This is a genomic window from Oscillospiraceae bacterium (genome assembly GCA_025757985.1).
Taxonomy (GTDB): domain Bacteria; phylum Bacillota; class Clostridia; order Oscillospirales; family Ruminococcaceae; genus Gemmiger.
Genome location: CP107210.1, coordinates 244,488 through 263,538, shown reverse-complemented (window position 1 = coordinate 263,538; position 19,051 = coordinate 244,488). Strand labels below are relative to the sequence as shown.

Sequence of the window (19,051 nt, the reverse complement as noted above, 5' to 3'; positions counted from 1 at the left end):
ACACCGGCGGCGGACCGCCGGTGCGGATGGCGTACCGGTTATACGCTGTGGTTCTTAGCAATAAATACCGGGAAGGTGTCGGTGCCGGCAAGCTTCTTGTCCTCCGTGATGTGGACATTCTTGTCGGTCACGACATACTCAACATTGGCGTTGGGCTCGACCACGGTATCCTGCATCAGCACGCAGTTCTTGACGACAGCGCCCTTCTTGATCTTGCAGCCGCGGAACAGCACGCTGTTCTCCACGGTGCCCTCGATAACGCAGCCGTCCGCCAGCAGGCTGTTCTTGACGGAGCTGCCCTGCAGATAACGGGTCGGGTTATCGTCACGAATCTTGGTGTAGATGGGGGCCGGTCCGAACAGTGCGTTCATGCTGCCGTCCTGCAGCAGGCGCATATTCTCATCGAAATAGCTCTTCATGTCGGAGATGCGGGCCGCATAGCCGTCAAACTCATAGGACTGGACATTCAGCAACTTGAGGTTGCGGGCCAGAATGTCGCGCTCAAAGTAGACCAGACCGCGGACAGAGGCATCGTGGATCAGGTGGATCAGGCTCTCGCGCTCAATGACATAGATGTTCATGGCGAGGTTCTGCTCACCCATGCGGTAGTCATTGGAGAGAATCTCGGTCACACGGCCGTTCTCATCGGTGCGGATGGTGTAGTTATCACTGCGGGCACCCTCGGGGATGGGGGCGCGGTTGTAGACCATCGTGACATCAGCGCCGGACTTGACATGGGCATCCACCAGCTTGCCGAAGTCAAAGTTCATGGCAATGTAGGAGTCGGACAGGATGACATAGCGCTCCTTCTGATCCTCGAGCCAGTTCAGGATGCTTTCGAGAGCGTCCACACGGCCGGAGTACAGCTTGACGCTGCGCTCTGCAAAGGGAGGCACAATGTTCAGGCCGCCGCGCTTGCGGGTCAGGTCCCACTCACGGCCTGCGCCGAGGTGATCCATCAGGGAGTGGTAGTTTTTACGCACGATGACAGACACATTGTCGATGCCGGCGTTGGCCATGCTGGACAGCGTGAAGTCAATCAGGCGGTAGCGTCCGCCGAAGGGGATGGAGGCCATCGAGCGCTCCGCCACCAGTTCGGGAACGAGGTTATCATAGGTGTTGGCGAAAATGACGCCAAGAGCGTTTACATTGCTGTTTACCATTGTTCCTCACCATCCTTTACATCGCTGGAAACCATTGCCTTGGGGCCGACCGTTGCACCCTTGCCGATGACAACGCCGGAACCAACGGTAGCCACATCACCGGGCTCGGCAATGTTCAGGCCGCCCTCCGGCATGGCACCGACGGTGGCGCCCTCCTCGATCGTGACATTCTCCGCCACAATGCAGTGCTTGACGGATGCACCCGCCTTGATGACAGTGCCGCCCATAACAACGGCTGCCTCCACGGTGGCACCCTTTTCCACAACGGCGCCGGGGAACAGGATGGAGTTATTGACCGTGCCGTTGACCTTGCAGCCCTCGGATACCATGGAGTTGACGATGGTGGCGTCACTGCCGATCTGCTGGCAGGGACGACCGGTGTTGCGGGAATAGATCTTCCAGTTTTCATCGAACAGGTTGATGCCGGAATGCTTGGGGTCCAGCACCTCCATGTTGGCCTGCCACAGGCTGCCGATGGTGCCGACATCCTTCCAGTAGCCGCTGAAGTGGTAGGCGTACATACGGCGGCCGTCCTTCAGCAGGTTGGGAATGACATTCTTGCCGAAATCGTTCTCGGAGTTGGGGTCAGCCTCATCCTCGGTCAGGTACTTCTTCAGGATATCCCAGTTGAAGATGTAGATACCCATGGAAGCCAGATTGGACTTCGGGTTCTTCGGCTTCTCCTGGAATTCGTTGATGCGGTCGTCCTCGTCAGTGACCATCAGGCCGAAGCGGGAAGCCTCGCTCCATGGCACCTCCATAACGGCAACGGAGAATTCTGCGTTCTTTTCTTTGTGGAAGCGCAGGAAGTCAGAGTAATCCTGCTTGCAGATCTGGTCGCCGGACAGGATGATGACATACTTGGGATCATAGCGGTCAATGAAGGACAGGTTCTGATAGATGGCGTTGGCGGTGCCCTTGTACCAGTCAGAGCCGCTGGCCTGCTGGTAGGGCGGCAGGACATGTACGCCGCCGTGCAGACGGTCCAGGTCCCAAGGCTGGCCGTTGCCGATATACTCATTCAGGACAAGCGGCTGATACTGGGTCAGAATACCAACGGTATCAATGTCGGAGTTGACACAGTTGGAGAGCGGGAAATCGATGATACGATATTTTCCGCCAAACGGAACGGCCGGCTTGGCGAGCTTTTGGGTCAGCGCATAAAGGCGTGAGCCTTGGCCGCCTGCCAGGATCATTGCGATCATTTCTTTAGCCATAAGATTTCTCCCCTTAAATTTCGGCGTATGCCGTTTTTAACTTTATGACATTACCGCATACTCTCGGCTGCCGCCTGCTGCGATGCTTATGCCCGCAGGGCAGGGATTTTGCGGTGATGCTTTTTATCCAAAGGCGGTCATACCGTCGTTTTGGCTTTGGGCGGGCGTCCCCGGCGTTTGGGGGCTGCCTCCGTCTTGGCCGGTGCTGCAGGGGCAGCGGCCTTTGCAGTGGCTTTCGTTGCCTTTTTGGCAGCGGGCTTTGTCGGCTCTGCCGCCTTTTTGTCAGCAGCATCCGCCTTCTTGGTCCGCGGCTTGCGGGCTGCGGGTACACTGAGGTAGAGGGTGGACATCGGCGGCAGTGTCAGCGAAATATGCTGGTCAAAGCCGTGCATCGGGCCCTTCTCGCTCTTGACCGTGCCGTTGGTGACACCGGAGCCGCCGTACTTCTTGTCATCGGAGTTGAGGATTTCCTTGTAGCTGCCGGGGTTCGGCACGCCCATCTGGTAATCCTTGCGCAGCACGGGGTTGAAGTTGCAGACAACAAGGAGCATCTTCCCTGCCGCATCACGGCGCAGGAAGGCTATCACACTCTGCTTGCTGTCATCCGGCACGATCCACTGGAAGCCCTCCCAGCTGTAATCCACCTGCCACAGGGCGGGCGTTTCGCGGTAGAAGTGGTTCAGATCCTTGACATAGCCCTGCAGTTCGCGGTGCTTGTCATAGCCCAGCAGCATCCAATCCAGCTGCTTTTTCTCGTCCCACTCGATGAACTGGCCGAAATCCTGCCCCATAAAGAGCAGCTTCTTGCCGGGGTGGGCCATCATATAGCCGAAGAAGGTGCGCAGGTTTGCGAACTTTTCCTCATAATCGCCGGGCATCTTGTTCAAAAGGCTGCACTTGCCGTGTACGACCTCATCATGGCTGATGGGCAGCACAAAATTCTCGCTGAAGGCATAGAAGAAGCTGAAGGTGACCTTGCCGTGGTTGCCCGCGCGGAAGAGCGGGTCGGTCTTCATGTAGCTGAGCATGTCGTTCATCCAGCCCATGTTCCACTTGAAGTTGAAGCCCAATCCCCCATCGGCAGCCGGCTTTGTGACCAGCGGCCATGCCGTGGATTCCTCGGCAATCATCATTTTATGGGGATACCGGCCCAGAATGGCTGTATTCAGCTTTTGCAGGAAGGCGATGGCCTCCAGATTTTCCTTGCCGCCCTTGACATTCTGCTCCCACTCGCCGTCCTTGCGGTTGTAGTCGAGATAGAGCATGCTGGCCACGGCGTCCACGCGCAGACCGTCCACATGGTAGCGATCCACCCAGAACATGGCACTGGAGATCAGGAAGCTTTCGACCTCCTTCATGCCGTAGTTAAAGACCATCGTGCCCCATTCCTTGTGCTCGCCGCGGCGGGGGTTGGGGTCCTCATAGCAGGGGGCGCCGTCAAACATGTACAGGCCGTAGCCGTCCTTCGGGAAGTGGGCAGGGACCCAGTCCAGAATGACGCCGATGTCCGCCTGATGCAGCTTATCCACCAGAGTCATGAAATCCTTGGGGGTGCCGTACCGGCTGGTGGGCGCAAAATAGCCCGTGACCTGATAGCCCCAGCTGCCGTCAAACGGATATTCGGTGATGGGCAGCAGCTCCACATGGGTGTAGCCCATCTCCTTGATGTACGGGATCAGCTCCTCGGCCAGCTCGGCATAGTTGTACGGGACGCCGTTCTCGGGGTCCTTCATCTTCCAGCTGCCGACCTGCAGCTCATAGATGGACATCGGGCTGTTGATCACATCCCGCTTTTGCTCATCCTTGATCCAGGCGGCATCACCCCACTCATAGCCCTCAATGTCATAAACCTTGCTGCCGTTGGAGGGGCGGGTCTCGGTATGGAAGGCATACGGATCAGCCTTATAGACCAGCTCATCCGCCGGGGTGGTGATGCAGTATTTGTAAACATCAAACTGCTTGATGCCGGGTACAAAGCGCTCCCAGATGCCGTCCGTTACCATCTCCATCGGATGCTCGCCGGGCGTCCAGCTGTTGAAGTCGCCCACAATGGAAACGGCCTTGGCATGCGGTGCCCAGACGCGGAACACCACGCCGGCCTCCCCGTTCTGCTCACACAGATGGGCGCCAAAGTAGCGGTAAGCCTCCTGATTGTTGCCCTGTTTGAACAGATAAATGGGCAGATCGGAGCTTTTTGGCGTTTCTTTGCGCTGTTTCAACATAATCTCCCCTTTTGGCGGTGCTGTACCGGGTACAATGCACCGACTTTGTATGATCTCTGTATCTATATTACATGTTTCATGCGGGAATTTCAAGGGTTTTTGTGTAATATTCCGCTAAAATTTTCGTATGTTGCCTGTTCGTTTTGTACAAGTTCGACATATATCGAGGTGTTTTTCGTACGACTGTACAAAAAATTCCCCTGCAGGGTGTTTTTTACACCCTGCAGGGGATTTGTACAAAATACTTCTTTATGCGCCGTAGATATAATAAGGGTTCTCGCCGCTGTACACGCTGCGGCGGTTCCAGACGGTATGGGTGGCCAGATACTCGGCCCATGCATGATAGCCCGCCGCATTGAAATGCACGCCGTCCTTGGTGGCATAGTCATCGATCTGGCTGCCGTCCGCCGTGTTAGTCAGGGTCTCCCGGATATTAACATAGTAACAGCCCTTGCGCAGCGCCATATTGGCCAGCAGATCGTTGACGGTGGCGATGCGCTGGTTGTCCAGCCCCGGCTTGGAAGCTACGACCGTCTCCTGCACGCCGGGGATGGCCTGGATATAAAGGATGACGCCGGGGTTGAGCTGCTCGCGCAGCATGTCAATCAGACGCTCATAGTAGGCAATGAAGCTGTCCTCACTGCCCTGCACAACCAGATTGTTGGTGCCGACCAGAATATACAGATAGTCCGGCTGGCTGGCCGCAATGGTCTCCATCGGGGTCTCGGTCGCGCCGGTGACAGCGTTCTTGACGCTGACATTGTTGACAAAGGTCTGCACGCCCGCGCTGACATAGGTCGCATAGTGCGCATTGTGGTAGCCTGTGTCATAGATGCCGAGGCCGGAGGCAATGCTGTCCCCCGCAAAGGTCACGGTGTTGAAGTAGTCCTTCGTCACCGTGCCCAGCATCGGGACCGCCACCATCCGGTGGTCGGTGTTCAGAAACTCCGTATCTATGGTCTGGGCGACCGGCTCGGACTTGTCCCACACGGCGGTATCCACGCTCTGCACAAGGCGCTGCGGCTCGGCGATGGGCTGCTGGGTCGGTGCGGCCGTAGGGGCCATCGTAGATTCCGCCGTTGCAGTCGGCTGTGCCGCGGCGCTGTCTGCCTCCTGCGGTGCAGGGGTGCCGTTGTCACGGAACCAGTAAAACCCGGCCCCGGCGCAGAGCAGCGCCAGAAGCACGATCAGGGCCAAAAACAATTTCCGCTTGCGCCGCTTGCCGGCAACCTCACTGCGGTAGGTATAAAAATCAGCCATAAAAGCCTCGCTTCTCTTTTCCTGAAAACAATACACTGTTATTATACGCCACAAAGTCCCCGCACACAAGAGCCGCGAAAATGTTTTACAAATTTGTAAACCGGAATTGTAGGGCAATACCGCATAATTCCAAGTGCCGATACGGCGAGCGAGGTGCGGCAGCTGCTAAGCCAAAAGCGCAGATAATACTGGATGTCTTATCGAGCATTTTGGCAACGCAGATGCCATGCCGCAGCCGCCGGAGCGGTGCTTAAGCCGTCAGGCGGGAATTGTGCGGTGTTGCCGTAGCAAAAATAAGCTTGACGCACCCCCGTGCTGCCCCTATAATATAAGTAAGAGTATGCGTGACCATCAGTCACAGAACGGAGGTCCTGCCCCATGGCATGGATGATCGTATGCGACAGCTCCTGTGAGATCCGCGAGCTGCAAAACCCTGCACCCGGTGTGCAGTTTGCCCTTGCACCGTTTAAGATTCGCGTTGGCGAGCGGGAATATGTCGACCTGCCCACGCTGAACACCCGGCAGATGCTGCAGGCCATGACCGACTACAACGGTGCCAGCACCACCGCCTGCCCCAGCCCGGAGGAATGGGCCGAGTATTTCCTGCTGGCGGACAATGTCTTTGCCTTCACGATCAGCAGCAACCTGTCCGGCAGCTACAACGCCGCCATTGCAGCGCGTGAGATGGTGCTGGAGGAGCATCCTGAGAAAAATATCTTCGTGCTGGATACACTGAGCTGCTCCGGCGCGCTGGCCGGTGCTGCCGAGCTTGCCAACAAGCTGATCGGCGAAAACCAGACCTTTGAGGACATCTGCTTTGCGCTGCAGAAGTTTGCCGAAAGCACCCATATCCTGTTTGCTCTGGCCAGCTTTGACAATCTGGCCAAAAACGGCCGCGTCAGCAAAGTGGTCGGCTTTATTGCGGGCCGCCTGAATATGCGCGTGCTGGGCCGCCGCACATCCGAAGGGCGCATTGACTTCTATTTCAAGACCCGCGGCGAGACCCGCGTGCTGGCAAAGATCCTTGAGCAGATGGTCGAGGACGGCTATGACGGCGTACACCCGGTATTGATCAGCGAGTGCGGGAACCAGACCGCCGCCCAGCTGCTGCACCACGGCATCGAGGCCAAGTGGCCCGGCGCGCCGGTGCGCATTGTCCCCTGCTCCGGTCTGTGCAGCTTCTACGCACAGGATCAGGGCATCATTATCACGTATTGAGGCAAAAATATACCGCCGTGCATGGATTTGCACGGCGATTTTTGTTTTGTTGGCTTCCCCCTTGGGGGAAGCTGTCAGCGGCCCTGACCGCTGACTGATGAGGGGCAGGTGTACGGCCATCATCCGTTGGCGGGATATAACATATACCCGCCCCCTCATCCGGCCTCAGGCGGGGCCTCGGCCACCTTCCACCGCCCGCGGGGGAAGGCATTCTTATTCCGGCAGCCGCTCCTTCACGAAATCCAGGAACGCCTGCGCAGCGGGGGCGAGATTTTCCCCGCAGGCAAGGCCGATTTCCATCATCTGGTGGGGTGCCATCGGGCGTTCGACCACGCCGGGGTAGCCCGGCTGGTGGTTGATGGCATTGTTGACGCTGATGCCCAGACCCGCCGAGACCATGGCGTAGGTGGCCGTAATATCCATTGTGGAATACCGGGCATCGGGGCGCGCCTTGATCTTATCGAAAATCAGGGTGATGTCCGTCTCCATGCCGGGGTAGCTCTCGATGAAGGGCTCGGTTTTCAGGTTCTCTACCGGGATAGCCTCCTGCGCGGCCAGCGGGTGGCTCTTGGGCAGCAGAACCATCAGCTCATCCTGCCGGATGGGCAGCCAGACCGGCAGATCGTCACGGTGACTGATCAGGCAGAAGTCGGTGCGGTGATCGAGCAGCATCTCAGCCAGTTCGCTGCTGGTGCCGTTCACGATCTTGATGACCACGCCGGGATGCCGGGTTCGGAAGGCCGCCATCATCTGGGTGACCCACTCATAATAACAGTTGTATGCCGTGCCGATGACAATCGTGCCGCAATCCGCGCCGCGCACCTTGGCCGCAATCTGCTCCAGACGCTCCTGCGCAAAGAGCAGCTCACGCACGGACGGCAGCAGCTGGCGGCACTCCTCGGTGGGCTGCACGCCGCTTTTGGCGCGGTAGAGCAATGAAAAACCAAGTTCCTTCTCCAGCGTTGCCACGCTGCGGCTGATGCCGGAGACGGTAAAGCCCATCTCCTCCGCTGCAGCGCGCAGGCTGCCGCGGTCGATTGCCTTCAATAAGATCTGCCAGCGTTCTGTGTCCATTCTGCACCTCATATGTTGCTTTAGTTGCAATCTTGTAAAAGCCATGTTCCGTTTTCATCAATCATAGTGCAGTTTCCCGCTTTTGTCAAGCCGGAAAGCAAAAAAGGCTCCCCGCAGGGAAGCCTTCTCTGTGTTATGTGCGGTTTTCCCGTTCCTGCTTGCGCTTTGTGCGCTCCAGCAGGGCGGCCTTCTGCTTATCCCATTTGGCATCATACTCCGGGGTGGCAGCATCCAGACAGCGGCCGAAACTCCAATGCAGGCCGTCACGGCGGCTCAGCTTGAAGCGCAGATACCAGTGCCCGCAGTAGGGGCAGCTGCTGCGGGTGAAATACCCCGTGTTGCCGCGCTTGAGCCATACCTCGTCATTCGTCAGCGGTGCGCCGCACTCGGGGCAGTTTACCTTGTACAGCTCCGGCAGATTGCGGTAGTCATCATGCTCCAGCCGGTTCATGAACAGCTGCACATCACAGCCTGTCTTTTCACTGCCGAGCAGCGCCTCGGTCAGCAGCTCCTCCTCCGTCGGGTAGGTGGCAAGTCCCTCGGCCAACGGCAGCTTGCGGCAGATCTTGGCCGTGTACAGCGCATCATCGAGCGCATTGTGGAAAGGCTCCTCCTTGGGGATGCCCAGCCGGTCAACCACGCTTTCCAGCGTCAGGCCCTCGCCCTCCCTGCGGGGGTAGGCCTGCAGAAAGATCCGCTGCAGATCATACCAGCGGTCCGGCCAGTTTTCGTCCAGCCCGACCAGAAAGAGATTCTGCTTCAGCACCGGCACATCATCAAGCCCCCACTCGGCCAGCTCGGCGTCCGGCCCGGCCCAGTCAAGGAATTTCTGCAGGCCCTCCCGCATCGGCAGCCCCGCGTCCAGATCCCCTTGGGAAAGGCCGGTAACCTTGGCGATATGGTGCTGCAGCTTGCGGAAGATGCGCGGCCTGAGGTTGACCTCAAAGGTATCCAGTACATCGCCGCGTGCATTGATGCGGACCGCACCAATCTGAATGATTTCACCGCGCAGCGTCAGCTCTGCACCGTGATAGAGGAAGGTTTTCGGCTGATAGCCGATGTTCCATTCCAAGTCGAAAACGATCAGATTCACAGGTCAGTTCTCCTCTAAAATAAACTTCTCGACCACAAGGCCCACGCCGTCATGGTCGTTGTCGGCGGTCAGCCAGTCTGCTGCGGCCTTGACCGGGGCCTGTGCATTGCCCATGGCCACGCCCAGACCCGCCAGACGGATCATAGGCAAATCATTCCAGCCGTCACCGCAGGCCATCAGGTTGGCGGGGGTCAGCCCCTTGGCACGCAGCAGAATCTCCAGCGAGGTATCCTTGCCCACACCCAGCGGCATTGTTTCAATAAAGAAAGGCTGGCTGCGGCAGATGGACAGCTTGCCGGCAAATTCCTGCTGCATCAGCTCCTCGACATGGGGCATATCCGCCGGGTCACCGGTCAGCAGCAGCTTGTTGATGGGGTAGGTCACCTCAGCGGGGAGGTTCTCGACCTGCCGCACGGGAATACGATTGATGCGAGCCTCCTCCTGCACATAGGGGCTGGCGGGGTCCTCGGTCACGATGCCGTTTCGGTCATAGGTCAGCGGCACGACATTCCAATACCGGCTGAAGGTGCAGACCGGCTCGATGAGCTGTGCCGGGAAGGCATACTGTACAAGCGTTTCCCCGGTCTTGCAGTCGATGATCTTACCGCCGTTGTAGCTCAGGATACAGCCGCCGTATTTTTCCAGCTCCAGCTCCTTAGCCAGCGGCTCAATGCCGACCGTGGGACGGCCGCTGGCCAGCACGATACAGACACCCCTTTGCGCTGCCGCCTGCAGGGCCGCTTTGGTGCGCGGTGTGATGATTTTATCCGTGTTGGTCAGTGTGCCGTCAAGGTCCAGTGCCAGGATTTTATATTGCATGGTGATTCCCCCGGATGCAGATTGCAGATTTGTGTATATTGTACTCTAAAATGGTGGAATATGCAAGATGGTTAAAGTTCCTTGCCTTCCCCCGAGGGGCTGCGCCCGCAGGCGCGTGTCGGAGCGCAACCGCCGTAGGCGGCTCTTAGCGCGTAGACTGAAGGTGGCCCCGCAGGGCCGGATGAGGGGCAACTTTACCGCAGTCAAACACAAATGAGCTATAACGGTAAGGTTGCCCCTCATCAGTCCGCAAGAATTAGCTATTTCTAACGCATTGACAAACATTCCCGGCTATGGTACACTGCTGAAAGCAATAAGGGAGTAGTCAGCGCGGGGTGGAGCAGCCGCCGCGCAGTTCTGCCAACACAATGAGCCTTGCGGCTCTGGCTTTACTTTAAAAGACGAGACTTATCTGCCCGCAAACGGGGCAGATAAGTCTTTTTTTATTCCCTGAAAACGGAGGAAAAAATTATGACTTTGTTTGACCTGATCCTGATTGCCGTCAGCCTCTCGATGGACGCATTTGCCGTTTCGATCTGCAAGGGGCTGTCTGTCCGCAGGGTGAACCTTACCCACGCCCTGACCTGCGGGCTTTGGTTTGGCGGCTTTCAGTTCCTGATGCCCACGCTGGGGTATTTTCTGGGCGACCACTTTGCCGTGGTGCTGACGAAATTCGGCCCCTGGATCGCCTTCGTGCTGCTGGCGCTCATCGGTGCCAACATGGTCAAGGAGAGCTTTGCCGGAGATGAGCAGCTGGACGACGACTATTCCGCCAAGGCGATGCTGCCGCTGGCGATTGCCACCAGCATTGACGCCTTTGCTGTCGGCGTCAGCTTTGCCGCCATGCAGGTGGATATCCTGCCTGCTGCCGGGCTTATCGGCATCATCACCTGCCTGCTGTCCGCTGTCGGCGTCAAGGTGGGCGCGATGTTCGGTGACAAATACCGCGCCCCCGCTGAGCGCATCGGCGGTATCGTTCTGATTTTGATCGGCATCAAAACGCTGCTGACCGGGCTGGGGGTACTGTAAAACCGGCGCCCCTGCAGCCTTAGCGTAAACGCCTGTCTGCCGTGCTGCATACCCAAACAAAAACGCTCATATACGGTAAAAAAGCAACAACACAAAATGAGAACAACGAACCCCTCTATTCTGTATGAAAGTGGAGCAGCAACACGAAAATGTTGCTGCTCCATTTTCATGCCCCTTAAATAATTTCCTTGAACCTGCTTGACTCATATTACGGTTAGTGATATATTTATTACAGTAACCGTAATACGGAGGTTGGACTATGAGAGACAATGCAAAAAGTGGCGCACTTACAGAAGTGACCTTTTATATTTTACTCTCTCTTTATACACCAAAACACGGATACGCCGTTATGCAGTTTGTTGAAGAAAAAACGGGCGGGCGGCTTTCGTTAGGAGCAGGCACTTTATATGGAGCATTAAACTCTTTGCAGGACAAGAAGTGGATTGAACCTTATGGAGATAGTGAGGGAAGAAAAAAAGAATACCACATTACAGCACAGGGAAAAGAAATTGCAGAAAAAGAGCTTGCAAGACTAAATGAACTTGTAAGTGTTGCAAGTGAAATTATTGGAGGTGCAGTATGAGTAAAAAATGTTATCGTTTTTTTGGCGGATTGCTAAATACGCAGGAAAAATGGCTAAACAAAATGTCTGAAAAGGGTTATCGACTTGTTCGGACAGGAAAACTGTTATACGAATTTGAAAAATGCAAGCCCGATGAAGTGATCTATTGCGTAGAGTTTATTGGAGAAAAATCAAAAGAGAGTTCAATAGACTATGCTAACTTTTTGAAGGATATGGGATATCAGGTGTTTTTCAAAAATATCAATCTAAACTATTCTGTTGGAAAAGTTCGTTGGCGCCCATGGGCAGAAAGGGGCGGTCGTATTGCGACAAACACAACAACTTTTAATCGAGAAATATTGATTGTAGAAAAAACAAATGATGGAAAGCCTTTTGAACTCCATACCTCTTATGACGATAAAGAAAAATATTATCGCAACTTACGCAATCTGTGGCTATTTCTACTGCTCATGTTTGCACTATTCGCAGTTGCAATGCAATCAATAATCTTTGGTATTTTTGCGTTGGTTTCTATAATTCCTGGCAGTATATATCAAATACAGATAATGAAAAGTCGGAAGGAAGCCAAGACACAGGAATGGTGAGGAAATAAATAGCAAACCCAGCTGAGCCTGTCAACGGTCAAGATGAACGGTGCAAATGCGCCGCCGTTGACAGCCTTGCCCGTCTTTGCTGTTCGGTAATCAAGAGGCTGACAGCACAAAATCCCCACGCCGGGGACGCTGGAATACCGCAGGACAGGCAGCACCCGCCGCTACCACCCCGGCTATGAGTGTAAGTGGGCGACCAATACCGTTGTGCATAAGTGCAGTTATGACGAGAACAAGGCCCGCAGACAGGACCTTGAGATTTATTATTCTTTTGTTGACAAGGTGGACTTGCCCGAATAACCGCCCGACCTATCCAACACAAGAGCTAAGTGACGGATAGGAACAGCAATTTTTTTACACTTCTATTACTTCTTTATCACACAACAGTAAAACGCTCCGGGCTGTATGGAACTCCACACAGCCCGGAGCGTTATTTATTGTGCGGGTCGATGCAAGCATCCGCCCCTACAGCCTGTCGGCTTCAACGCAGTACAAGCTTGCCCTCGGCATCTGCGTCCACAGTCAGGGTATCCCCTGCCGCATGGGAGCCGCCGATGATCTCCTTGGCGATCATCGTCTCGACATGGGCCTGAATATACCGCTTCAGCGGGCGGGCACCGTAGATCGGGTCATAGCCGCCGTCAATGATGGCGTTCTTCGCCGCATCGGTGACGACCAACTCCAGCTGCTTGTCGGCCAGACGGCGGCGCAGGTCAGCCAGCATCAAATCCACGATGGAGCCGATTTCCTGCTTCGTCAGGCTCTTGTAGTATACGATGTCATCCAGACGGTTGAGGAACTCGGGACGGAACTGCCGCTTGAGCAGCTGGTCGATGGCGTTCTTAGCCTCATCGGACAGCTCATTCTTGCCCATCGCACGGCTCTTTTCAAGATCCTCCAGAATCAGGTCGGAGCCGAGGTTGGAGGTAAGGATGATAACCGTGTTCTTGAAGTCCACCGTGCGGCCCTGACTGTCGGTAATGCGGCCGTCATCCAGCACCTGCAGCAGGATGTTAAAGACATCGGGATGCGCCTTTTCGACCTCATCGAAAAGCACAACACTGTAGGGATGGCGGCGCACAGCCTCGGTCAGCTGGCCGCCCTCCTCATAGCCGACATATCCCGGAGGCGCACCGATCAGACGAGATACGCTGAATTTCTCCATATACTCGGTCATGTCGATACGGACCATGTTCTTCTCATCGTCAAACAGGGCCTGCGCCAGCGCCTTGGCCAGCTCGGTCTTGCCGACACCCGTGGGGCCAAGGAACAGGAAGCTGCCGATCGGGCGGTTGGGGTTGGCGATACCGGCGCGGGAGCGCAGGATCGCGTCCGCGACCTTCTGCACGGCCTCGTCCTGACCGATGACCCGCTGATGCAGCGTGTCCGGCAGGCGCAGCAGCTTTTCGCGCTCGCCCTCGACCAACTTGGAGACCGGGATACCGGTCCAGCGGGCCACAATGCGGGCGATCTCATCATCCGTCACACGGTCACGCAGCAGGCTGGATTCCTTCTTCGCCTCGGCGATTTTTTCTTCCTCTTCCAGCTGCTTCTGCAGGGTGGGCAGCTTGCCGTATTGCAGCTCGCCGGCCTTGGCGTAATCACCGGTGCGGGTAGCCTTTTCGATTTCAGCCTTGGTGGACTCCACCTCGGCACGCAGGCTCTGCACCTTGTTCACGGCGTTCTTCTCGTTTTCCCACTGGGCCTTCTTGCTGTTGAAGCTGTCGCGCAGTTCAGCCATCTCTTTTTCAAGAGTGGCCAGACGCTGCTTGGACAGTTCATCGGTTTCCTTCTTTAAGGAGGCCTCCTCGATCTGCAGCTGGGTGATGCGGTGGTTCATTTCATCGAGTTCCGCAGGCATCGAATCCAGCTCCGTCTTGACCATGGCGCAGGCTTCATCCACAAGGTCAATGGCCTTGTCGGGCAGGAAACGGTCGGTAATATAGCGGTCGGACAGGGTCGCGGCGGCGATGAGCGCAGCGTCCTGAATTTTGACGCCGTGGTAGACCTCATACCGTTCCTTCAGACCACGCAGGATCGAGATGGTGTCCTCGACGGTCGGTTCGTTGACCATGACAGGCTGGAAACGGCGTTCCAGCGCGGGGTCCTTCTCGATATATTCGCGGTACTCATCAAGCGTAGTCGCACCAATGCAGTGCAGCTCGCCGCGGGCCAGCATCGGCTTGAGCAGGTTGCCGGCATCCATCGCGCCATCAGTTTTGCCGGCACCGACGATGGTGTGCAGCTCATCAATAAAGAGGATGATCTTGCCCTCGGACTTCTTGACCTCGTTCAAGACGCTCTTTAAGCGTTCCTCAAACTCGCCGCGGTATTTGGCACCCGCGACCAGCGCACCCATATCCAGACTGAACACGGTACGGTCCTTCAGATTTTCGGGCACATCACCGCGCACGATACGCTGGGCAAGGCCCTCGGCGATGGCAGTCTTGCCGACACCGGCCTCACCGATCAGCACAGGGTTGTTCTTGCGCTTACGGGAAAGGATACGGATAACGTTGCGGATTTCCGAATCACGGCCGATGACAGGGTCCAGCTTGTTGGCGCGGGCCATCTCGACAAGATCCTGCCCGTACTTTTTCAGGGCGTTATAGGTGTCCTCCGGGTTATCACTCGTCACACGCTGGTTGCCGCGTACCGCACTGAGCTGCTGCATAAATTTCTCAGTCGTAATGCCGAACATCTTGAAAATTTCATTAGCAGCCTTACCGGGACGCTGCAAAACACCAAGGAACACATGCTCTACGCTGATGTATTCATCCTTCATCTGCTTGGCCTGTTGTTCCGCTGCGTTGAGGGCGCGGTCAAGATCGCTCGAGATATAAATCTTCTCCGGGTCACGACCGGAGCCGGTCACACGGGGCAGTGCCTCCACCTTCTGCAAAGCCGCCTGTGCAAAGGCATTGGCGTCCACGCCGAGGGTCTGCAGCATCTGCGGGATTAGCCCGTCCTGCTGCTGGGCCAGCGCGGCGAGCAGATGTTCCTGCTCCACCGCGTTGTTGGAATATTCCACCGCGATGCGCTGTGCAGCCTGCAGAGCCTCACGGGTCTTTTGTGTCATTTGTTCGATATTCATAGTGCGTACCTCCTTCATTGCAGATATCGCATTGCTTGGCAGTCAGATATTTAGATTGCTAATTCGTTTGTACTTTCAGTGCCTTTGAGCCATTTTCTGGAAGCTCGTTTGTTTTTAGCACTCTATCTATCCGACTGCTAATATTGTAGCACATTCCCATACCGTGTCAATAGGGAAATTGAAAACAAATTGTGAAATTGCAAGAAAAATCGTCGGTATAAATCGTAGAAGAAGGCGGAGGGCGGCAGATAGTTAGATATTTTTCTAAATATCTATTGACAAGGGCAGGCGCTTAGCGTATAGTAGGGGTATGGATAGTTAGACGGTTATCTAATTATCTATTTGTTATGGGTGATTGCACCGTAGGGGCGGGGCTCTGCTCCGCCCGGAAAAGCCGCAGCCACCACTATGTTCCCGGGCGGATATGGAATCCGCCCCTACGGCGTAGGGGTCGATGCTCGGCATCGACCCGCAAAGTTCTCACCACGAGAGCGGGCACGGGCGGAGCAGAGCCCCGCCCCTACATATGGTAAAGGAGGATGTCAGCCTGCATGGGAGACGCTTTTAAGGCGCTGGCCGACCCGACACGGCGGCGCATTTTAGAATTGCTGGCACAGGGCGATCTGACTGCCGGGGAGATCGCCGCACATTTTGAGATGACGAAACCGTCTGTCAGCCACCACCTGAACATTTTAAAGAGTGCCGAGCTTATCACCGATGAGCGGCGCGGCCAGAACATCGTGTACAGCGTGAATCTGACCGTGTTTCAGGAATTGATGAAGTGGTTTTACGACTGCGGCCTTGTAGGAGGGCACAACGATGAAAAAGAATAAGCTGTTTTGGATCTTAACCGTAGGCTGCGCGCTGAATTTTGCCGCGCACCTGTACTTCTACCCTTCCCTGCCGGACATTGTGCCCACCCACTGGGGCGCAAGCGGACAGGTCAACGGCTGGGGGCCGAAATCCACCATTTTGATTTTGGCCGCTCTTCCGTTTGCAATGCTTATTATGTTTGAGGTCATCCGCAAAGTCGACCCCAAGCACCAGAATTTTGAGAAATTCGGCAAGGTGTGGAACCTGTTTGTGGTGCTGTTCACCGTGATGATGGCCATGTTCAGCTGGCTGAGTGAACTGGCTGTGTTCGGCAAGCTGCCGGACAACAGCAACATTGTCAGCATTCTGGTCTGCGGCGGCATCGGCGTGCTGTTCATTATTTTGGGGAATTTTATGCCGCAGGTCAAGCAGAACTACACCTTTGGCTGCCGCACGCCGTGGGCGCTGAACGATGAGCACAACTGGCAGCGTACCCAGCGCATGGGCGGGTATACCTTTGTTATCATGGGCATCTCGCTTTTGGTGATCGCTTTTCTGGGCGGTCTGCTGGGTGACGCCGGGTGCATGATTCTGCTGCTTGTCGCCGTTTTCGGCGGCAGCGCATGGATCTATTTGTATTCGTATCTGGTGTATATCGGGAAGATGAAGTGATTTCTAAAAACGCCGTGTAGGGGCCGGGCATGCCCGGCCCGCGGCTTTCCCGCAAAAGGGCGTTTCCCGTCTGGTTGCGGGCCGCACATGTGCGGCCCCTACATCCTGCTTAAAGTGGAGGTGAATTTTATGTGGTTTTGGTGGTTTATGTTACTATGTGATATGCTAGTTCCCATTGTTATGGTTATTGTAGGAAGAATGATGTGGAAACACTGCCCAAAGCATATAAATAGTCTGGTTGGGTATAGGACAACTCGCTCCATGAAAAATATGGACACTTGGAAATTTGCCCACGACTACTGCGGAAAACTTTGGTGGAAAGTAGGATGGGTAACGACTATAGCATCCGCTTTGATACATATTCCGTTATACCATAGTGATGAGAATACGATTGGAATTGCAGGGCTGATTCTTGTGGCAATTCAATGTTTTGTTATGGTTGCATCAATTTACCCGACAGAAAAAGCCTTGAAAAAGCATTTTAATGACGACGGAACGCGTAAATAACTCCCCGTTTGCATGGGCGGTATAGATGTTGCCCGGAGAATGTTGCAGCTATGGGCAGGTGCACGGGAGGGATGAATCCCTCCCCTACCAACGACATGAACGAGAGTCCGTAGGGTGGCCAGACCTCTGGCCGCCGCTGCGTCACAGCCCGCAAATGGGTCACACCGGCAAACGCGCCCCTCATCAGTCGGCGGTCGGGGCCGCCGACAGCTTCCCCCATGGGGGGAAGCCATATAAACAACCAGCCCGCGCTTCTTTTTTGAAGCGCGGGCTGTTCCTTATTTATAAAGCGTTACTTGTATAGCTCCACCAGATTCAGCAGGATCTCAACGCCCTGATCCATCTTCTCGGCGGTGATGCACTCACACGGGCCGTGGAAGTTGAAACCGCCGGTGCCGAGGTTCGGGCAGGGCAGCCCCATATAGCTCAGGGTCGCGCCATCGGTGCCACCGCGGACGGGGCTTTCGATCGGTGCAAGGCCTGCTGCGCAGATCGCCTTGCGGGCGTTTTCGACCAGATGGAAGTGCGGCTGGATCTTCTCCAACATATTATAATAGCTGTCCTTGATGTCCAGCTCCACGGTACCGGCGCCGTAGCGCTCGTTGAGGCAGTCTGCAATATGCTGCATCTGGGCCTTGCGGGCGGCAAACATGGCGGCATCGTGGTCACGCACGATGTAGCCCAGATGCGCGGTGGTCACATCGCCCTGCATGCTGGTCAGGTGGAAGAAGCCCTCGCGGCCCTCGGTATGCTCCGGGCTGGAGAAGGCGGGCAGTGCGGCGTGGAACTCCATCGCCACATTCTGGGCGTTGATCATCGTGTTCTTCGCGCTGCCGGGGTGGACACTGAAGCCGTGGACGGTCACGACCGCGGCGGCGGCGTTGAAGTTCTCGTAGCTGATCTCACCGACATCCTCGCCGTCAACGGTGTAGGCGTAGGCTGCACCGAAGCCCTCTACATCAAACAGGCTTGCGCCCTCGCCGATCTCCTCATCGGGGGTAAAGCCGATGCAGAGCTTGCCGTGGGGGCGGTTTTCAGCGATGATGCGCTCAATCGCGGTCATAATTTCGGCAACACCGGCCTTGTCATCTGCACCCAGCAGCGTGGAGCCGTCGGTCGTGATTAGGGTCTGACCCTTCATCTCGCGCAGGAACGGGAAGACCTCCGGGTCAAGCACCGCACCGGTGGCCGGCAGGGTGACTGGGCCGCCATCATAGTTCTCATGGATCTGCGGCTGCACATTTTCACCGCTGGCATCGTCCGCCGTGTCCATGTGGGCGATAAAGCCGAGGGGCTTGGCGCTCTCCTGCCCCGGGGTGGCGGGCAGGGTGGCATAGACATAGCAATGCTCATCTACATGGGCATCGGCAAGACCAAGCTCTTTCAGCTCCTCAACGAGGATTTTGGCCAAATCAAACTGGCGCAGCGTGCTGGGGTGGGTGCCGCTGGCAGGGTCAGAGGTCGTGTGGACTTTTACATATTTTAACAGTCGTTCGTAGGCGCGCATGGGCGGGTCCTCCTTGTAAAAACATTCGGCATGACGCCGGACTTTTGATTTCGTGGCCATTATACCACAAAAAGCAGCAATTTCCAACCCCATGCCCTTTTCAAGCGGGGAATTTTGTGCTAAAATAAATAAGATTATAAAGGTAAACTGCGCCCATGCGCGGTCAAATATAAGGAGGCCATCATGGCAG

16 protein-coding genes and 1 pseudogene are annotated in these 19,051 nt (G+C 56.0%); 8 read left to right on the top strand and 9 right to left on the bottom strand.

What is annotated here, in order from left to right; translation table 11 throughout:
• Nucleotides 1-38: 38 nt before the first annotated feature.
• The 4 genes from glgD to OGM67_01185 all read right to left on the bottom strand — a co-directional run bounded on the left by glgD (nt 39) and on the right by OGM67_01185 (nt 5,862).
• A complete protein-coding gene (gene glgD / locus OGM67_01200; GenBank protein ID UYJ34988.1) occupies nt 39-1,163 on the bottom strand; it encodes a glucose-1-phosphate adenylyltransferase subunit GlgD in 1,125 nt (374 codons plus the stop codon).
• Complete coding sequence (locus OGM67_01195) at nt 1,157-2,380, bottom strand: glucose-1-phosphate adenylyltransferase (GenBank protein ID UYJ34987.1); 1,224 nt, start codon at nt 2,378-2,380, stop codon at nt 1,157-1,159. The genes glgD and OGM67_01195 overlap by 7 nt, the downstream gene beginning before the upstream one ends.
• 137 nt (nt 2,381-2,517) lie before the next feature.
• Nucleotides 2,518-4,602 (bottom strand): 1,4-alpha-glucan branching protein GlgB, encoded by a 2,085-nt coding sequence (gene glgB, locus OGM67_01190; protein ID UYJ34986.1) that lies wholly within the window; start codon nt 4,600-4,602, stop codon nt 2,518-2,520.
• Nucleotides 4,603-4,851: 249 nt separating this feature from the next.
• The gene (locus OGM67_01185) at nt 4,852-5,862 is read right to left on the bottom strand and encodes a GDSL-type esterase/lipase family protein (GenBank protein UYJ34985.1); all 1,011 of its coding nucleotides are present in this window, start codon (nt 5,860-5,862) and stop codon (nt 4,852-4,854) included.
• 378 nt (nt 5,863-6,240) lie between these two features.
• Here OGM67_01185 and OGM67_01180 point away from each other — a divergent pair, with 378 nt between their 5' ends.
• Nucleotides 6,241-7,080, top strand: coding sequence for a DegV family protein (locus OGM67_01180; GenBank protein UYJ34984.1), 840 nt, complete (start codon nt 6,241-6,243; stop codon nt 7,078-7,080).
• A gap of 213 nt (nt 7,081-7,293) precedes the next feature.
• Here the strand turns inward: OGM67_01180 and OGM67_01175 are convergent, their stop codons facing one another.
• The 3 genes from OGM67_01175 to OGM67_01165 form a co-directional block, all read right to left on the bottom strand.
• Complete coding sequence (locus OGM67_01175) at nt 7,294-8,154, bottom strand: LysR family transcriptional regulator (GenBank protein ID UYJ34983.1); 861 nt, start codon at nt 8,152-8,154, stop codon at nt 7,294-7,296.
• A 133-nt stretch (nt 8,155-8,287) separates the two neighbouring features.
• A complete protein-coding gene (locus OGM67_01170; GenBank protein ID UYJ34982.1) occupies nt 8,288-9,247 on the bottom strand; it encodes an exonuclease domain-containing protein in 960 nt (319 codons plus the stop codon).
• 3 nt (nt 9,248-9,250) lie between these two features.
• The gene (locus OGM67_01165) at nt 9,251-10,066 is read right to left on the bottom strand and encodes a Cof-type HAD-IIB family hydrolase (protein UYJ34981.1); all 816 of its coding nucleotides are present in this window, start codon (nt 10,064-10,066) and stop codon (nt 9,251-9,253) included.
• A 471-nt stretch (nt 10,067-10,537) separates the two neighbouring features.
• Between OGM67_01165 and OGM67_01160 the strand changes: the two genes are divergently transcribed.
• The 4 genes and pseudogenes from OGM67_01160 (at nt 10,538) to OGM67_01145 (ending at nt 12,568) form a co-directional block, all read left to right on the top strand.
• Nucleotides 10,538-11,095 carry a manganese efflux pump MntP family protein gene (locus OGM67_01160; protein UYJ34980.1) on the top strand — a complete coding sequence of 186 codons (558 nt, stop codon included), beginning with the start codon at nt 10,538-10,540 and terminating at the stop codon, nt 11,093-11,095.
• A gap of 259 nt (nt 11,096-11,354) precedes the next feature.
• The gene (locus OGM67_01155; GenBank protein ID UYJ34979.1) at nt 11,355-11,678 is read left to right on the top strand and encodes a PadR family transcriptional regulator; all 324 of its coding nucleotides are present in this window, start codon (nt 11,355-11,357) and stop codon (nt 11,676-11,678) included.
• The gene (locus OGM67_01150; GenBank protein ID UYJ34978.1) at nt 11,675-12,262 is read left to right on the top strand and encodes a DUF2812 domain-containing protein; all 588 of its coding nucleotides are present in this window, start codon (nt 11,675-11,677) and stop codon (nt 12,260-12,262) included. The genes OGM67_01155 and OGM67_01150 overlap by 4 nt, the downstream gene beginning before the upstream one ends.
• 111 nt (nt 12,263-12,373) lie before the next feature.
• A pseudogene (locus OGM67_01145) lies at nt 12,374-12,568 on the top strand (hypothetical protein).
• 181 nt (nt 12,569-12,749) lie between these two features.
• Here OGM67_01145 and clpB read toward each other — a convergent pair.
• Complete coding sequence (clpB, locus tag OGM67_01140) at nt 12,750-15,362, bottom strand: ATP-dependent chaperone ClpB (protein ID UYJ34977.1); 2,613 nt, start codon at nt 15,360-15,362, stop codon at nt 12,750-12,752.
• A gap of 551 nt (nt 15,363-15,913) precedes the next feature.
• On the opposite strand from clpB, the gene OGM67_01135 reads away from it, so the two are divergent.
• The 3 genes from OGM67_01135 (at nt 15,914) to OGM67_01125 (ending at nt 17,354) form a co-directional block, all read left to right on the top strand.
• Nucleotides 15,914-16,195: an autorepressor SdpR family transcription factor gene (locus OGM67_01135; protein UYJ34976.1), complete on the top strand. Its 282-nt coding sequence runs from the start codon at nt 15,914-15,916 to the stop codon at nt 16,193-16,195.
• Nucleotides 16,182-16,847: an SdpI family protein gene (locus OGM67_01130; GenBank protein UYJ34975.1), complete on the top strand. Its 666-nt coding sequence runs from the start codon at nt 16,182-16,184 to the stop codon at nt 16,845-16,847. Before OGM67_01135 ends, OGM67_01130 begins: the two co-directional genes overlap by 14 nt.
• A gap of 129 nt (nt 16,848-16,976) precedes the next feature.
• The gene (locus tag OGM67_01125) at nt 16,977-17,354 is read left to right on the top strand and encodes an SdpI family protein (protein UYJ34974.1); all 378 of its coding nucleotides are present in this window, start codon (nt 16,977-16,979) and stop codon (nt 17,352-17,354) included.
• A gap of 292 nt (nt 17,355-17,646) precedes the next feature.
• On the opposite strand, the gene pepT is transcribed toward OGM67_01125, so the two are convergent.
• Nucleotides 17,647-18,861, bottom strand: coding sequence for a peptidase T (gene pepT, locus OGM67_01120; GenBank protein ID UYJ34973.1), 1,215 nt, complete (start codon nt 18,859-18,861; stop codon nt 17,647-17,649).
• Nucleotides 18,862-19,051 lie beyond the last annotated feature (190 nt).